Raw genomic sequence first — 16,947 nt, forward strand, 5'->3', positions numbered from 1 at the left:
CTTGCCAGGGACAACAACAAAAGGGGTTGGCCAGATGCCAACCCCTTGTTTAGGATGGATGTCCGTTAGGACAGGACCCCTACCGGTTTTTGCGACAAGGCTTCATCAAATGCTTCGGGAATGGGAGCCGGTTGCGGGTTGCCCAGTTCGTCCCGCGTCATCCAAGCAATTTCTTGCTCTCCGTATGCCAGCTTATGTCTTTGGCCGTTTTCGTCTAATCTGTAGTATTCAAAAAACAGGCTTAATCCAGATTGATATCGTTTGACCAAGGACATGTGCACTTCAATCGTGTCAAACGGCATGGCTTCCCGCAAGTGGTGCACTTTGTTGTTCAGTGGCACCCACTCTCCATGTTCTCCCGTCCCTTGGAACAATTCCGGTGCCAGGGAGTGGAAGAAGCGGTCGCGCACCCGGTTTTGCCACACGGTATAGTTGGAGAAGTACACATTGCCGACAAGATTGGACTCTTCCAAGCAAGTTTCAAAGGTGCCCGTTTGCAACACCCAGCGATTAGCCGGACCCGACGGAGCGGTGAACACCACTGGCCCCAATAACTCTTTGGACAAAGGCGTTTCTGTGCGGGTGACCGGGCCGTTGTGCCCCATGACCGTCAATTTCTCCCGCAAGAATTGCGCGTAGTAGTCAGGGAACGGAGCAGGGCGAACCACGCCGTGGCCGATGATTTCCACCCACGTCAACCCTTGTCGGCTGGTCGCGATCAGGTCTAATGCTCCATTCGGAGACACTTTGTACCAGTAGTACACCAGCTCCATGTATTGGTTGTCCTGGATATGATCGATTTGTAAGTGAACTTCAATCACATCATCGGATGAGGCCTCACCAACAATTTCTGTTTGGGCGAAATTGGTTACCATGCCCCATTTACCGGAGGCAAACTGCTCCGTAATCCGGCTTTGGACAGTAGAGAGGGATAACTCCCTGACTTTGCCCATCCATTCGGCGAAGCGGGTGAGACTCACTTTCCGGCTCAACGTGGCCGCGTCTTTGAATGTGAGCGGGAAGCGATAGACAAAGCCATGTTCGGGATGAAACTCACCGAAGGATGGTGTGGTGTCTTTTTCCTCACGTTGACAGACGATGACAACGGCCACCATCCGCTTCACCGGTAGTGATAATTGGACCGGCAAAGTGAGGACAGTCAGCTCGGCGGTGTCTGTGATCGCACGCAGCAATACTGCTCCGTCGGCTCGCTGTCCGATTTCAAATTGCCGCACTTTTTCCCCGCTGGCCTTTTCGGCTGCCTCCCGGGCGCTCCAGATGCGGCTGCCAGCCAGTGAGACTGAATCACCGTGTGCTACCAACGCTTGTAACAGCGGATGGTGATTGGATGTCAGCAGGCGATGCCATTCTTCTTCGCCCCGTTTGTCGTCAATCGGAAGAATGTCACAACCTTGCTCTCCTTGACCGACGGTGCAGATGGAGATTTCGTCGTCATGGGAGAACGAAACATGGAAACGGACAGCTGACCCGTTTTGCCCTGTCACATGAGGTTTGCCGTTTTCATCCCAAGTGAGCGGATATGTTTCGTCTCCACCGGCCAAGGCGATTGCTCGTTGATACAACGGCAGGAGCTTCTCATGGCGCATTTCGCGCGGTTGTTGATGAATGCCGGGACAATGGGTGAGCGTGATGACCGGTACATCCACCTCCAGCGTGTGCGCATGCGACTGAATCGCCTTCGCTAATCGCTGTTCATCGATGTATGCCGGTGAGCAAAGCTCATTTGCCGTCGGCAGTTCTGGGAAGCGCTCCATCAAGTGTACTTGGTAGCCGTTCAGGCGCTGGATGACTCGGTTGTGTTCATCCAACACATCTACCATGTAGGTATAGGAAGTATCTGTTTGCTGTTGTAGCTTTGTTACCGCGCGTCGTATTCCCGACCCGGCCAGACCCTGTCCCAGGTGTTGGAAGGAATCGATTTTCACAGGCAAGCACAAGTCTTGCGGTGTGATGATTCGCGCAGATTGCAACAAGGCATCGTGGAAGTAAGGATCACCGAGCACATATTCCCCTTCACCAGTTTGGGCGGTGAACAAGCAATGACCGGTTTTTTGCTCCGGATCGTGCGATGCTTCGTATACATCCGCCAACCGATGGAAGGAAGGACCTTGGAACAGGAGTGGTCCGTACAGATCGGTTTTTGGATCGATGGGCAATGCTTGTGCCGGGAAGGTGATGGGTTCCGTGATCGTCTCACGCTCAGCCGGGAACGCAAACGTCGCCGTGAAGTAAGGTTTGGTAAACCCATTTTTCTCTGTACGAATTTCCGTTTTAACCCGACCATCTTCCAATACTTCCGCGCGGATTTCTATCAGCGCCCCAGTGTGCGGATCAAGCGTGATCGGCAAGGAGAAGCGAATGTCCTCGATTTGGGCATGGCTGAAATCAACGATGCCAGTGACATAAGAGACGGCTTGAGCCATCGCTTCCAGACCAAATACGGCAGGGAACAGATAAGTGCCGTTGTACACGTGATCTTTTACATACGAGTCTTGCTCCAACGTTAAGCGAACACGGGTGATGAGCTCCACTTCGGGATGATCGTAAAGAATGTCCCCGATGTATCGGTAGGAGCGCTCTCTTGGCACAGGACGAGGATGCCAAGTGTCCAACCCGCCCAGCTTGGCTGTGATAATTACTTGTTTCGCCGCTGGATCGTGCAGGAACAGATGGACAAACCGGCCCACTCCTTCCGCGACAGGAATGGCATAGGTTCCCTTCTTCTCCAAGAAGTCGATGCTACCGGCCCGTACACCCATACCGACTTCATCCCATACGCTGAAAGCGACGGAAAGTACTTCGGTTTCTGGATGCTCCATGCCAAATCGGCGCAAAATCAATTGCAACGCTTCGTTGGAGAATCCATAGGAAGTGTTTCCAGCCATACCGGTGACACCCGCCAGGGAGGAGATGCCTACAAACAGCTTGGGCGGTTGATCTTGGAGTGCTTTCACCAGGTTAAACGCGCCCAACACTTTGGGGCCGATCTCTTCCATGAATCCAGCCAAAGTGATTTGTTCAGCCCGTCGCGGCTTCATTAAGGCAGCCCCATGGATGACCCCCGTCACTTGTCCCAGTTCTTCGCGCACGCGGTTAATCAGCAACTCGACTGCGGCTTGATCGGCCATGTCGCACGCATAATAACGGCAAATTAATCCTGCTTCTTGGAATCGCGCCAGGGTTCGACGCACATCCGGATGGTCTGCGCCGGAACGGCCCACCAAGGCCATCTTCACGCCGGTTGTCCGGGCTACTGCCAATGCACATTCTGCCGTAATTCCTTTGGCCCCACCGGTTACCAGCACCACATCCTCACCAGTCCAGGAGATAGCGCGGGCAGGGTAGGTTTGAGGCTGTTGAACGACAGATTGCGGAACGCGTCTGATTTCGTTTTGATCATAACCGACGGATACAAACGTTTCTGCTGCCATGATTTCTTCCAAAATCGGTTTCGCCATGTTCACAGGAGATAACGCCGGGCTCAGGTCAATCACTCGAATGGCGGCGTTTGGACGTTCCATGTGAAGGCTGGCGGCAAAAGAGTTAGCAGTGCAGGTAGCCAGCTGAATCGGTTCGGTGCCGCTTCCGAACAGGCCACCGCCAAATTGGATATAACTGATCGACGTCCGGTAACTTAGTCCGTTGCCGGGGGTGATCACGCATTGCAACCGTTTGACCATCTCCGTCAATTCTTCTTTGTCATCCGCTTGCGGCAAAATGACCACGGCATGGCTGATTTCTTCCTGCCGCGCTTGCTTTTGTGCGGACAATTCTGCCAAGGTGGACAGCTCTACTGGTATCTGGTGGCTGGATAATTCCGCAACCAGTGCTTGCGCCCAGGCTTGCTCCGACGGTTCTGCGACCAGCAAGAAGCGTGTCGTCTCCGGGAAGGAGAGAGGAGCTGAGCTGTGGCGCGGTGCTTCGACATAATTGATAACAAAGTTTCGCACCCATGCGCGTTCCCCATGCTCTGATTGAACCGGTGCCGGTACAGGGGCAACAACAGGTTGCTGAACTGGCGCCGGAGTGAGAGCTTGTTCGATCTCTCTCAAGGTAGCGTTAGCGAAATCGCTCGGGTCTACTTTTTCCTCTACGCCCATTTCTTTGGCCACATGGCTCACTAATTCAGCCGATTTGATGGAGTCCAAATTCAAATCATCCAACAAGCGCATATCCATATCAATGGAATCAGCCGGATAACCGGTCAGTTGGGCAGCCCAGCGCAACAAAGAATGGGCGGCGTCAATCTTTTCGATTACTTGGCCACTCGACGCGACATGTGGTTCCAGTGCTTGGCACACTTCTGCCAAAGTGGCATTGGCAAAATCGCTGGGATCCAATTTGTCAGCCACCGCAAATTGTTGCGCCAGGGAAGAGACGAGCTCCGCCGACTTGATGGAATCCAAGTTCAAATCATCCAGCAAGCGCATGTTCATGTGAATGGAATCAGCCGGATATCCAGTCAGTTGGGCGGCCAATTGCAACACGGTTTCCGAAACATTCGGCAGCCGGTTTCGGTTTGCGGCTGGAGCGATGTGCATCTCCAGCGCATGGCATACTTCTGCCAAGGTGGCATTGGCGAAATCGCTGGGATCGATTTTGTCAGCGACTGCAAATTGTTGCCCCAAGGAAGAGACGAGCTCTGCCGATTTGATCGAATCCAGGTTCAAATCATCCAACAAACGCATGTCCATGCGAATCGAATCCGCCGGATAACCAGTCAGTTGAGCGGCCAACTGCAACAACGTTTGAGATATGTCCGGTTGCCCGGTTTGGTTCGCGACTGGAGCGATGTGCATCTCCAGCGCTTGGCACACTTCAGCCAAGGTGGCATTGGCGAAATCGCCGGGATCGATTTTGTCAGCGACCGCAAACTGTTGCGCCAAGGAAGAGACGAATTCCGCCGATTTGATTGAATCCAGGTTTAAATCATCCAACAGCCGATGATTAAGCGTGATCGATGCGGCCGGATACCCCGTTTGTTTTGCGGCCAACTGAATTGCCGCTTGAGTGACAGATGGGGCGTTTGTCGATGGCGCTGTGGGCTCTGTGGATGTTGGCGTCGGCCGAACAATGGACGGCGTCGGCGCATGCCCGGTTTGCTGCCCGGAAGAGGGCGTCAGGCGCATATGTTTGAGATCAGCTTGAATCACATCGTACAAAAAGGCTCCTCGCTCTTCCAGATATCTTTCCCACACCCCTGGCGGCAGGTCGGATGGTTCCGGCAAAGATACAGTAGCCGTCCCGCTGAATGGGGATTCGGGAATGGTTAACGGGTTTTCACAAGGATTTACAATAAATGCTTTTTCAGCAGCTGGTACAAACGGACGGATCAGGCGATTTGCATACAACCATGTCCATTGCACGTCTCCACCGTGTGTAAAATACGCCGCCAAAAAGCGATGCAGATCTTGCAGCATGCCCGGTGCTGATTCGACAGGGAAGCAGGGTAAGTTGATGGAACTCTCAGCCACCAATCCCGTCAGCACCCGTCCAGGACCGACTTCCACCAGCAAATCGCATTGGTTTTTTACTGTGGAAAGCAGGGAGACAAAATTCACTTTTTCCACGATCTGCTTGGCGAAATAATCGTTTCCGTCTGCAAGTGTGTCCATCCGCTCACCGTCAATGCCAGAAATGAAGGGAACAGCCAACGCCACTGGCTCAGCAGGCAACGGAGCTTGTTTACGCAACGAGAGAGAGGCTTGTTCGACCAATTTGGAATGGAAAGCATTGGACACAGACAGTGGGATTGCTTGAATCTGGCGTGCTTGTGCCCGAGCTACCACTTCGGCGACCGCTTCTTTTTCACCGGATATTACGGTTTGCGACGGGCTGTTGAGGTTGGCGATCACCACGTAACCCGGCACATCAGCCAACAACGCCTCCGCTTCTTGCCGATTACAACGCAGGCTGGCCATCGTTCCTGCCTCTTCCGCCGGAGCAGACATCGCTTTGCCCCGGGCTGCCGCCAGACGGAACAGTGTCGCTTCATCATAAGCACCCGCAGTGTGTAAAGCTGTCAGCTCGCCTAAGCTGTGTCCGGCGGTGAATTGGGGTTGAATGCCCAACTTTTCCAAAAATGTTCGCCACAGCGTAGATGCTAAGCAAATGGCTGGTTGAGCCACTTCTGTCTGGCTTAGTTCTTTGGACCATGTGTTCAGTTCCTCACGATCTCGTGCCCGATCAAGGGGACGGAACATTTTTTTCTGTGCTTTTGGAGCGGCTTCCCACGCCCGCTCGGCAATTTCCCGCGCCCAAGGGAAGCGTTCGACCAGCAGTCGGGCCATGTTCAACTTTTGCGATCCCTGGCCTGGGAACAAGAATCCGACACGGTGCCGACTTACTTGATTGCTGATCCAGACCTGTTTATCCATATCAGTGAATACTTCCCCTTTTGCCGGGAAAGCCTGTTCCAGCTTATCCGACACAAAGGCCAGTTTTTCTGCTAAACGGTCAGGATGGTCGGCGATGAGTGCAGCCCGAACCTTCGCTTTTGGCTTTACCCGCTCAGCGAGCAGATGGGCCAAATCGGCCAACTCTGCGATACTGATGCCAGCCGCAAGCTGTTGGGTCTCCTTGATTTGAGCCAGCAAGTCCTCTTTGTTGTCAGCGGCAAATACAAACAGCTCCGTGTCCTGGTTGGAAACGAGCAATGCTCTCTCGTCAAGCTCCGGTTTGAGCTCTGGCTTGGGCAAATCGGCCGACTCCAATGTGACATGGCAATTGATGCCGCCAAAACCCATCGCGGAAACCCCGGCGCGAAGACGTTCTTCTGGCGCGCGAATTTCCCCTTGCAGGATCGGATAGATGCTCTGCGCAGTGGTTTGGAAAATGTCATTTGGTTCATGGCAAGCAGCAGTTGGTGCAAGTACGCGTTGGTTCACGCACAAAACGGCTTTAATCAGTCCGCCGATGCCGGCAGCTGCTTTGGTGTGGCCGACCAAAGATTTGAAGGAGGTGACCCCACAAGAGCGCGCCTGCGGTTCTCCATATGCTGCTCGTGCTTGGTTGATGGCTTGCAATTCAATGCGGTCGCCAAGGACGGTACCGGTACCGTGTCCTTCTATGAAATCCAGTTCATGCGGAGAATAACCGGCCATTTCGTATGCGCGAAGCAGAGCCAGGGCTTGTCCTTCCGCTTTGGGGGCAGTGATGCCGCCTTTGCCGTCGGAAGAGATGCCCCATCCTTGGATGACAGCGTAAATATAATCGCCATCCCGCTTGGCGTCTTCCAACCGTTTCATCATGATGAAGCCACAGCCTTCACCCGGAATAAAACCGCTGGATTGACGGTCATACACATTCATATCGTTTTTGGTCAATGCGCCAGCTTTGGCGAAACCTACCACTTCCAATGGGTCAAGGCTGATGTCCACTCCACCGGCCAATGCCAGATCCAGCTCGCCATTCGCCAATTTTCCGGCAGCCGTGGCCACAGCCAGCAAGGAAGAGGAGCATGCGCCGTCAACGACATAGCCGCCGCCGTGCAGATCATAATAGTTGCATATTCGTCCGGCGATGGTGTTGGACAATCCGCCAGCCAGCGTATCTTCCGTAACCGGTGGGAAAGCTGACTTATAGATGCTCTCCATCTGTTGTTCCAATTGTTTAATCATCGCGTCGGATAAACCTTGGGACTTGCCGGCAGCCCGAAGGGTCTTGCGGACATACGGCCAGCGGAGCCGCAAGGTGTTGGCGCGGGTGAACTCGCCGGTCAAGGTGTTGCCTACGATGACCCCTGTTTTGTCTTTAGGGATCTTGTCCCGGGTGTACCCTGCGTCGGCCAATGCCTGTGAGGCTACCTCCAACGCCAACCAATGTACAATATCGGAACCTTCATAAGTGGCCTTAGGAATGCGTCGCTGAGCCCAATCAAATGAAAAACCGTCAATCACTGCGGCAAAACGGCCGTATGTTTTGTCAGGGGCGTCAGTTCGTCGATCATAATACTCATCGAGCGGCAACCGTTGCTTAGGCATTTCTCGAAATTGCCGCCGTCGGGATAGGATGTTTTCCCAAAGTTCTTTTAAATCGGATGCACCTGGATAATGACTTCCAATTCCGATAATAGCAATAGAACTCGGCTTCACGTGAATGTTCACCTCTATGTATGGGTATTCAATATTTTAATTATACTATTTCATAACACAAGTGAGCTAATTTTTTGACCAGAAATACATATAATTATAAATTCAAATTAATATTTTTTGGATTTGTTTATTGCAATCAATTAATAAATTCTATGAATGGGTAGGATTGGAAATGAGGAGAAAAGCGCAAAAAGAAGCAACCTTCGCTGCCGTTTGCGAAGGTTGCTCAATATGATATGGATCAGACCATTGTTCTATTTGTAATAGATAAGTGCGGAACCAAGGTGTGGCTTTCAATTACAGGCATTAAACGTTTTCCGGCGTATAGTCAACAATGCAGGAAATGTACAAGTCGGTGTATTCGGACGCTTTCACGATTTCATCCACAAGATAAGCGTTATTGAAAGAATTCATCGCTTGCTGGAAGTCGATGACACTATCATAATAAATGTCCATTTGCAGCACATGTTGTGGCTCCGTTTGGGCGCCATCCTGTGTCATTGCAAAGGTAAACGGGGCCAAATGGCAAAGCTCGACGTGAGAAACTCCCTCGACTTCTAAGATATTGGGAATGATGTCGTTTTGTAAGAATAAGGTGTATCGGTCAGTATCTCTTGTTTCTTCATGGTTCCGAAACAGAAAAGAGAACTTCATCTTCATGGCAAATCCCTCCTTTGTGAAAAAAATGATAGGTTGGATCATATTTTTCATCCCATCAATCTATAGATTACACTGTTTTTTCTAATAAAAGAAGAGTGATTTCTGATATTTCAAGATGAATTAAAGCGCTTAAACGATGGAAAACAGACTTTTCCTTTAATTAGGGCAGAATTGGTAATTTTTTTGGGCTAAGTTATGACCGCAATTTTCATTGCTGAGTGAGCAGTTGTTGGGGTGTGTCTGGCATGGGGAAGAAGCGGTTTTCTCGGGGAGCGCTTCCGCCACGCGTGAAGCGGATGAGAAAATGGTTTTGGAGCCGCTGGCTTATTCATCAGACACGCTCTAAAAGATTGTTGGTTGCATCTATTGCATTTTCCCGGCAAGCAGTTGACTGAATTGTCGATAAACAGATGAGTGCCGTGAACGGAAGCAACGCTGAAACGGACGCATACAACCGAAAATTTGACGGGTGAAACAGGCATAGGCGGTCATATGTTATTCATATCAGTACTCAATCGTTCGGTACTGCCATGAGCATTGGCGTATTTGACGTACAAGAAAATAAACACAGCTGATCAAAGGAAGGGTGGATATGGATAAGAAAAAAGTGTTGTTGTTTGCCGATGTCGGCATTGATGATGCAGTCGCATTAATCTATGCTCTTTTGCATCCCCGCATCCGCGTGTTGGGGGTTGTCGCCAGCTTTGGAAATACTCCCAGAAAATATGCTATCCGCAATACCCAGTATATTTTGAAATTGGCAGGCCGCCAAGATATCCCTGTCTTTGCAGGGGCAATGCAACCTTTGGCCGGTTTGCAGCCCGCCTTTTACCCGGATTTCCACGGTCCGGCGGGTTTGGGATCATTGCGTCCCGCTCCGCAACGCATGCCACTTTACAGTGACCAAGAGCTGTTCGGATTGATTCGGCGCAATCAGGAAGACGTGCACATTGTGAATTTGGGTCCGCTGACTTCATTGGCACAGATGTTTCTCAAACATGAGAAACTGATGAAACAAGTAAACCATTATTATATGATGGGAGGCGCGTTTTTGGTTCCAGGCAACGTCACTCCGATCGCCGAAGCCAACTTTTGGCACGACCCTGTTGCGGCCAATATTGTGTTGCGCCGTATCCGGCCGAAGTGCGCCCGCATCTTTCCCCTCAACGTCACCCAAGCTGCAGTTGCCACTCCCTGCATGGTCGATCAGATCGACCGCCGAAAGAAAACCCGCGCGCAAATCATCATCAAACCTGCGCTGAATTTCTATCTTCAGGCATACAAACATACCAACCCTTCGTTTGGCGGTGGCCCCTTGCATGACTTGGTGCCGGTCAGCGCCGTGGTCAACGAAGGTTGGTTTACTTTTATTGATCGTTCCGTGGCAGTCGTGCAATCTGCCACATCGGTGGCCAGAGGAGCAAGTGTGGCCGATTTCAGAGAAATCCCTGCCCCTAGTGAACCTGGGAAAATCATACACCGGATCGCCATCAGCATGCAGAAGAAGGCATTCATGCAGGAATTTTTGCAGGTTATGACCAAATGAAGCAAACGCCCCTTCCGCTTTTTTCTATGTATAAAACCAAGTCGTGTGTTCATAATACAAAGGGAATTGCAACAGAAAGAAAAAAGTGGAGGGAACAGGGTTATGCCTCAAACAAGCACGCTCTACGAAAAGCTTGGCGGAGAAGAAACCATTGCCAAAGTCGTTGACTACTTTTATGAATTGGTATTAGCAGATGATACAGTAAACCATTTTTTTGAGAACACCGACATGGAGAAACAGCGCCGCCATCAGACCAAATTTATCAGCTTCGCATTGGGCGGTCCAAATCAATACAGCGGTCGGTCCATGGCAAAAGCACATGAAGGCATGAACCTGCAACCAGAGCATTTTGACGCGATTGTGAAGCACTTGCATGATGCCCTCGCTCACTTCGGTGTGGCTGAGTCGGATATCGACACCGCATTAAATAAAGTGGCGACTTTAAGAGATGACGTTTTGTACAAATAAGCAAGCGATCAACCCGATGCCAGTTTGTCATCGGGTTTGTTTGATGTGCGGAGATGACTATTAACATAGCGGAAATAAGACTGATCTTATCGTAAATGATTTATCGATTATAGTGACTAACTATTAAAATGAAGACATCATTAAGCTTTTAACCCGGCAACCAACTCCTCACCTGACACAACCATTCCATTCCACCATCTTCTGACATGGCCTCACTCGCTGATTTTATGCAAGTGGATACTGTGATCCCAGAACCTGATACATGGGCTAAGGTGAATCATGAAGAGATTCGCTTCCAGCAGGTTTTGGACTCTAATAACACCAGAGAAAGTGCTCAAGTCACTAAGAAAAGAATCGTTGATGAAATATTTGCCCGAATCACTAACCCTGATCTTTTTTCCGGCTTGGAGAGGTTGGCCAAGGATTTGGCGGACTATTTCATTCACATCCAATATCCGGATTGCTTGGCGAAGGAAGCGATTGGCAAGCTGATCTGCCAATGGGCTCAAACGTCTTCCAAAGGCATGCTGGCGGAGGCGATTCAATTGGCCGCTCGCGACACATTTGCTTTGGATCAAGCCGATGTCAGCCGGTTTACAGGTGCTAGCACCAATCCATTCTACAGTCATGGAGCGACCATTGGGGAAGTATTGAAATTGATGAAAGCTCACACCGCAGATTACTTCAGAAAGATTGGAGTCACTCAGTTAATTGCTTTATGCCGCGGCATTAACTTTCCAAAGAGTGAAAATGTGGTGGCCAATGGCGTTGTCTTTCGACATGCGCTCCAACCACTCTCTTCATTTACCATCGATCCTGATGTCGCCAAGTTGTTCGCTCACGATTACGCAGATCCGAACAGAACCGATGCTAAAAGGGATGATCAACCTATTTATCTTCCTGACAGGAACTAACCAAAAGTCTCCTTACTTGTTGGGAGCGGTTGAACTATTCCCCTAAGTGCATATATCCGGCAGGCTGTGCATACAGCTCGTAATTTTTTGAATCCGAAACATTTTTTGTTATTTTCGTCGTATTTAATGGAGGTGGAAGTAGTTCATGCGTAATTTGATCATCATTTTCTGTTCTATTTTCGTTTTGGCAGGGTGTACAATGCATGAAGAATCAAAGAAAATCAATATAGTCAAAGTCGAAGATCGCGCTTTTCTCATTTCGGAGCAGCAGTTTCCTGAAAGAGCTTCGTTTTTTCAAAAAAGCTTTCAATGAAACGAAAAACACTGCTTGTACGTTGAACAGGCTGAGAAATGGTTACAAAAAGAGTTAAGCAAGTATTCTGATGGGACACCTCTTTTCTTTCATATTGGAGAACGACCAAAGATGAATATCATAACAGATAAAAAGGACTGAAAATAAATAATCGTGGTTATTAGCTTGAAAAACCTCTGACGCCAATGTGGTCGAATGGATTACTCAAGCAAACCGTCGGTGCAACAAAGCCCCCATGTGAAGGGGGCTGTTTGTTATGTGGACGGCATCAGTCGCACGGTGATTTGTGCCTTTGTCTTGGTGGTGTCGACGGAGATGCGTTGCCCTAAGTATCCGTTGCGCTGAAAGGTAAAATCGTAGGTGCCGGGTGGCACCGGCCAGGTGAATTTGCCATTGGCGTCAGTATAACGCACGATGCGCGGCAAGGCGACAGGGTGCGATCCGGTGGGAATGGGGGTGACGATGACACCAGGGAGAGGGTTGCCCAGCTGGTCCAAGACTTGCCCGGATACGTTGGTCAGTGTCTTCGGGTGTGAGGCTTGCTCTGGTATGGCAGATGAGTGCGGGTTGGTCGTTTCCGCCGTTCCCCCGCAAGCGCTGAGCAGGCAGCAGAGGAGCAGGATGAGCGGCGTGGTTGTGCGCATCATTATTTTTTATCTCCTTTCAAGATGGAGTGGCCTGTCAATCATGGTCGGAGTGGAGCAATATGTTCAACGTTATCTGAGTTTCCTTAAGATGTAAACACGATACATCCTGTTTTTGCTCATGATCAAAGCAGTTACCCCGTTTTCTGCCTCTGGAAAACGGGGAATTCTTGCGGATCAATTTGGTTTGAGTTGCACTTGCAGGTGGGGGGCTTGTTTGCCAGGTATGGCTTGTACCCGCTCCTTGTGAATGGCGTATCCTGGCTTGCGAAAGACAAAGTCATATGTGCCAGGAGGAACCGTCCAGGAGAAACGGCCTTCCGCGTCCGTGTAGACGGCGATTTCGGGAATGGGTCCGCTTTTGTCGTCGGCAGGTTCAGGCATGACAAGGACTTGGGCGATAGGATGTCCGTCTGTGTCCACGACAGTGCCCGTGACAGTGATGCGTTGCCCCGGTTGGGGATTGGGCGCGTCTCCACTGAGATTGCTGCATCCAGTGCTGACCAACATGCCGATTGAAAGCAGAGAGAGGAAGAAGCTGGAGAAGCGTGTCCGGTTCATGATCATGATCCTCCTTTAACAAAAAAAGATAGAGGGGAAACTCCCACCCTATCTTATAGACGTCATTGCGCTTTCCAGGTGTTCAAATTTTCGAAAACCTCTTTTGTGATTCTTGTGCCGCGGTTATAGCTGGAGCCGCCGTACACACCGTTGGTATGGATCGCGATGGAGCAGACACCGCAATAGGCATAGCTGTTCTGGTAAACAGGAGAGCCGCTTTGGCCGCCATAGGTGTCGTTGGCGTATAACAGCTTGTGTTTGTGTGTGTCGCGAATGCGATCGGCGTGTTGCCATTGGGTTCCGTAAGGCTTGTCGCCGGGATAGCCGCTGATGTTTTCAGCTGTCCCGTTCATGGAGCCGGACTGGTATCGGTATCCAAACCAACCGGTGGAGTCGCCGATGCGTTTGTCCAGCTTGATCGCACCATAATCATAGTTGGTGTTGCCATCATGCACCCAGCCGGTGACCGAGAAAAATTCTGTGCCATCGGCGGAGCCATAGGGAAGGTAGTCGCCGTTTCTTCCCGGATAGACGGTAGCGAAAGAGGCCCATTTGTCTTCGTTGGGATCATACAAGCAATGGCCGGCGGTGGCCACGGTGTCCGGACCGATCATCCAACCGGTACATCCACCGATGTCGCTGACGATATGTACAATGGCGCTATAGGGGTAGATGGCTGTGTTGTTGACCCGGGTGCGGTTGTCTGCGCCGATGATCGATTCGGTACCAGAGCCGCCTTTTGATTTGGCTTCAGATGGGGAGGCTGTGAGATCGAGCCGTTCTTGGGTGCCCTTGTGTCCTTTTGTGTAGGCTCCATCGCGTTGTTTGACTGTATCCTTGCCGTATGGGACGGGTTGAATGGTGGCACCTTTATTGGAAACGGGAGTGTGGGGGGATGGGGCTTCTGTAACCGTCGCATAAACGGCAAAGCCGCTGGATGAAAAGACGATGGCGCAAACGAATGACAAGGAGGCAGCTAACGCAAACAGCTGTTTCTTGTGCAACATGAATGAATCACTCCTTTAAGGGAATTGGGTCATGGGAGCGGAGACGGTGAGTAGGGAATGAATAAACGATATGAATATTATAGGGAATATGGAAAATATATACAATCCGAATGTTCCGTTAATTATTTACGTTTTTGTGACCCATGGAGTGAGTATGGAAACAAGCGTCGAAAAACCTTTACTGGAGCGAATGAGAAAATGGTTTTGGAGCCAGGCCTATTCGTTAGACAGGCTCTGGATTAGTTCCAACCAAAGGCAAAATCCCCGGCAAGCGGGGATTTGGGGCGGATTGGATCAGATTGTGGCTTTACCTGTTTTGGTGTCAAATTGGTGCGGCTTAAACATGACAAGGCGACCTGTGCGATGGAAGACGCGATGTGGTTTTGTCTCGTAACCTTTTTCTTGCAAGATCCGATGTGCTTCCTGTTTGGCAGCGGTATCGGTCGTAGCTTCCACGGCTTGGTCAATCAATACCTCCCCGTTCTCACTATACACGGTCATATGATACATATACCTCTCTCCTTTCCGCAACACAATTGGTAATAGTCTTATTATAGCCAATATGCGCAGAAAAGAGGAGATGTTTGCCGGTTCATGCCTTTTGCGTGCGGCCTAGGTTGCGCTGACTCTAGCGAATTCACTTTGGTCCAGCGCCATTTTCAGTTCTTTGCGCATTTCCCGCTCCACGCGCGCCTGCTCTCCGTTTTCCGTGCGGGCGTAAACGCGAATCACGGTTTCGGTCGTGTTGATGTTTTCCACTCCCAACACGGAGGGTCCCTCAACAATTGCCGGGATGTGGTGTTTCATTTTGCGGCACGTCTCTTCCAAGTATGCGATCATTTTCTCCACATCGATGTCCGCTGGCAAGGGGAGATCGACGGTGGCTTGCATCACGCCACGGGAGTGGTTGGTGAGCGATTTGATGTCGCGGTTGAGCAGGAAATGAAGGTCACCGTTGGCTGAACGAAGTTTGAGCGTTCGCAAGCCCACATGCTCCACGGTGCCGCTAAAACCGTTTACCGTAATTTCTTCCCCAACATGCACTTGGTCTTCCATCAGCATGAAGAAACCGGTGACGATGTCGCTGACCAAATCTTTGGCCCCGAACCCGATGGCCAGTCCCAAAACGCCAGCACTGGCGAGAAGAGCAGAAATATTGATGCCAAATTCAGGCAAGATGGAAACCAAAGCGATGAAGAAAATCACATAGGAAGTGATGTTTACCAAGAGGCTTTGGATGGTTTGAATGCGTTGCTGGGTGCCTTTGTTCAAGCGTTTGCTAGACACGGTGGCGCGAATGATTACTTGCTTAAGGACGGCGTAGGCGATGCCGGCCAAGACCAGGATGATTATCGATTTGATGATTGAACCAAAGACACCACTGAATAGGCCATTGGCTGAAAAAGTTGTAAACAATGGGGTTCCTCCTGTCTTATTTTATTTCGTATTGCTAATTTTCCTGTCAAGCACTATAATCCTTTGCGGAGATGATGAAAAGGTGGCTGATGTTGATATGAGTCAAACATGGTCAATGAAACGGTTTTACATATTGGTTTTTGTCGTATGTATTACCGGGTCGACACAAGGCTTGCTGATTCCTTTGCTGACGACGTTCTTGGAGGAGCGGGGCGTCAGCGCGGATGTGAACGGACTGAGCGCAGCCGCACTGTACGTGGGCATCATGATTGCCTCACCGCTGTGCGCGTGGATGGTAGGGCGTTACGGCTACAAAAAGATGATCTTGTTGGGCCTTGGCATCACCACCGTGGCGGTTGGATTGATCCCCTTATTCACCAATATCTGGGTGTGGAGCGTTTTGCGGTTCACAGTGGGGATTGGAGACAGTTTTCTTCATTATGCTACCCAATTGTGGATTACCTCAACCGCACTGCCAAATGAACGAGGAAAGCGTATTTCCCAGTACGGTTTTTTCTACGGGTTGGGGTTTGGGATCGGCCCGTTGGGTCTGAATTTGCTGTCGCTAGGCGAAAATGTCCCTTTGTGGACGATGTTTGCGCTTTTAGTTGGTACGATTGGCTTAGCAATGCAACTAAAAGAAGACCAAGAAAAGGTCACCAGCGAAAAAAGGGAAGAGAAGGCGGCCAAACATCATGTCGCCGTGGTGTACCGGATCGGCTTGGTCGCTTTGTGTCCAGCCATGTTGTATGGTTTTTTGGAAGCGTCACTGGCAGGCAACTTCCCAGTGATTGGACTGCGTGAAGGTATTTCCAAAGGATGGATTTCCGTGTTGATTTCCGCCTTTGTGTGGGGAAGTTTGGTCTTCCAGATTCCGCTTGGCATCTTGGGCGATAAAATCGGCCGCAAACGGTTGCTCATGGCTGTGTGCGCCTTGGGGGCCGTAGGCATGTTCCTCATCCCTCATCTGATGCCCAACGCTTGGGCTTTGTTTGTCGCTTTCTCCCTCATCGGTGGGTTGATCGGTTCCATTTTTTCCTTGGGACTGGCTTATGTGACCGATCTGTTGCCTCCCCGTTACCTCCCTACAGCGAATATGATCGCCTCCGTTCATTTCAGCTTAGGGAGCATGCTGGGGCCCTATATGGGTGGACTGCTCATTAAAGGGTGGGGAGGACATGCCCTGTTTTACCTGATTTCCGCTTCTCTGGCAGCCTTTGTGCTGTTGGCACTCGTATACCGGCACACGGAAGCCTCCGAATCCTCCCTACCCGTACAGGAAAAGCAGATTGGCTAACTGGAGT

12 protein-coding genes are annotated in these 16,947 nt (G+C 50.6%); 5 read left to right on the forward strand and 7 right to left on the reverse strand.

The annotated features are described in order from the left end of the window. Nucleotides 1-65: 65 nt before the first annotated feature. On the reverse strand, nucleotides 66-8,114 hold the full coding sequence (locus EDC32_RS00850; RefSeq protein WP_132219641.1) for a type I polyketide synthase: 8,049 nt from the start codon (nucleotides 8,112-8,114) through the stop codon (nucleotides 66-68). Between the two features lie 306 nt (nucleotides 8,115-8,420). Next, complete coding sequence (locus tag EDC32_RS00855; RefSeq protein WP_132219642.1) at nucleotides 8,421-8,774, reverse strand: hypothetical protein; 354 nt, start codon at nucleotides 8,772-8,774, stop codon at nucleotides 8,421-8,423. A 592-nt stretch (nucleotides 8,775-9,366) separates the two neighbouring features. Here EDC32_RS00855 and EDC32_RS00860 point away from each other — a divergent pair. The 4 genes from EDC32_RS00860 to EDC32_RS16180 all read left to right on the forward strand — a co-directional run bounded on the left by EDC32_RS00860 (nucleotide 9,367) and on the right by EDC32_RS16180 (nucleotide 12,015). Then, nucleotides 9,367-10,320: a nucleoside hydrolase gene (locus EDC32_RS00860; RefSeq protein WP_132219643.1), complete on the forward strand. Its 954-nt coding sequence runs from the start codon at nucleotides 9,367-9,369 to the stop codon at nucleotides 10,318-10,320. A gap of 102 nt (nucleotides 10,321-10,422) precedes the next feature. Continuing rightward, nucleotides 10,423-10,788, forward strand: coding sequence for a group I truncated hemoglobin (locus EDC32_RS00865; protein ID WP_022737849.1), 366 nt, complete (start codon nucleotides 10,423-10,425; stop codon nucleotides 10,786-10,788). A gap of 242 nt (nucleotides 10,789-11,030) precedes the next feature. Next, nucleotides 11,031-11,702 carry a hypothetical protein gene (locus EDC32_RS00870; RefSeq protein ID WP_132219644.1) on the forward strand — a complete coding sequence of 224 codons (672 nt, stop codon included), beginning with the start codon at nucleotides 11,031-11,033 and terminating at the stop codon, nucleotides 11,700-11,702. 145 nt (nucleotides 11,703-11,847) lie between these two features. After that, a complete protein-coding gene (locus tag EDC32_RS16180) occupies nucleotides 11,848-12,015 on the forward strand; it encodes a hypothetical protein (RefSeq protein WP_158283166.1) in 168 nt (55 codons plus the stop codon). A 254-nt stretch (nucleotides 12,016-12,269) separates the two neighbouring features. On the opposite strand, the gene EDC32_RS00875 is transcribed toward EDC32_RS16180, so the two are convergent. From EDC32_RS00875 to EDC32_RS00895, 5 genes are all read right to left on the reverse strand, one after another. Then, entirely contained in the window at nucleotides 12,270-12,662 is a 393-nt protein-coding gene (locus EDC32_RS00875; RefSeq protein WP_132219645.1) for a carboxypeptidase-like regulatory domain-containing protein, read from the reverse strand. Between the two features lie 174 nt (nucleotides 12,663-12,836). Then, on the reverse strand, nucleotides 12,837-13,220 hold the full coding sequence (locus tag EDC32_RS00880) for a carboxypeptidase-like regulatory domain-containing protein (protein ID WP_158283167.1): 384 nt from the start codon (nucleotides 13,218-13,220) through the stop codon (nucleotides 12,837-12,839). A gap of 62 nt (nucleotides 13,221-13,282) precedes the next feature. Continuing rightward, on the reverse strand, nucleotides 13,283-14,227 hold the full coding sequence (locus EDC32_RS00885) for a trypsin-like serine peptidase (RefSeq protein WP_132219647.1): 945 nt from the start codon (nucleotides 14,225-14,227) through the stop codon (nucleotides 13,283-13,285). A gap of 294 nt (nucleotides 14,228-14,521) precedes the next feature. Further along, nucleotides 14,522-14,737 carry a YhzD family protein gene (locus tag EDC32_RS00890; protein WP_132219648.1) on the reverse strand — a complete coding sequence of 72 codons (216 nt, stop codon included), beginning with the start codon at nucleotides 14,735-14,737 and terminating at the stop codon, nucleotides 14,522-14,524. A gap of 102 nt (nucleotides 14,738-14,839) precedes the next feature. After that, nucleotides 14,840-15,643, reverse strand: coding sequence for a mechanosensitive ion channel family protein (locus EDC32_RS00895; protein ID WP_132219649.1), 804 nt, complete (start codon nucleotides 15,641-15,643; stop codon nucleotides 14,840-14,842). Between EDC32_RS00895 and EDC32_RS00900 the strand changes: the two genes are divergently transcribed. Then, a complete protein-coding gene (locus tag EDC32_RS00900) occupies nucleotides 15,588-16,940 on the forward strand; it encodes an MFS transporter (protein WP_246026809.1) in 1,353 nt (450 codons plus the stop codon). The genes EDC32_RS00895 and EDC32_RS00900 overlap by 56 nt on opposite strands. Nucleotides 16,941-16,947 lie beyond the last annotated feature (7 nt).

This window comes from Laceyella sacchari, from assembly GCF_004343255.1.
GTDB lineage: Bacteria > Bacillota > Bacilli > Thermoactinomycetales > Thermoactinomycetaceae > Laceyella > Laceyella sacchari.

Excerpts from the sequence above, each read along its gene's own strand:
- EDC32_RS00885 (WP_132219647.1), bottom strand. The coding sequence starts at position 14,227 with ATGTTGCACAAGAAACAGCTGTTTGCGTTAGCTGCCTCCTTGTCATTC.
- EDC32_RS00890 (WP_132219648.1), bottom strand. The coding sequence starts at position 14,737 with ATGTATCATATGACCGTGTATAGTGAGAACGGGGAGGTATTGATTGAC.
- EDC32_RS00865 (WP_022737849.1), top strand. The coding sequence starts at position 10,423 with ATGCCTCAAACAAGCACGCTCTACGAAAAGCTTGGCGGAGAAGAAACC.
- EDC32_RS00900 (WP_246026809.1), top strand. The coding sequence starts at position 15,588 with ATGATTGAACCAAAGACACCACTGAATAGGCCATTGGCTGAAAAAGTT.
- EDC32_RS00880 (WP_158283167.1), bottom strand. The coding sequence starts at position 13,220 with ATGAACCGGACACGCTTCTCCAGCTTCTTCCTCTCTCTGCTTTCAATC.
- EDC32_RS00855 (WP_132219642.1), bottom strand. The coding sequence starts at position 8,774 with ATGAAGATGAAGTTCTCTTTTCTGTTTCGGAACCATGAAGAAACAAGA.
- EDC32_RS16180 (WP_158283166.1), top strand. The coding sequence starts at position 11,848 with ATGCGTAATTTGATCATCATTTTCTGTTCTATTTTCGTTTTGGCAGGG.
- EDC32_RS00860 (WP_132219643.1), top strand. The coding sequence starts at position 9,367 with ATGGATAAGAAAAAAGTGTTGTTGTTTGCCGATGTCGGCATTGATGAT.
- EDC32_RS00875 (WP_132219645.1), bottom strand. The coding sequence starts at position 12,662 with ATGATGCGCACAACCACGCCGCTCATCCTGCTCCTCTGCTGCCTGCTC.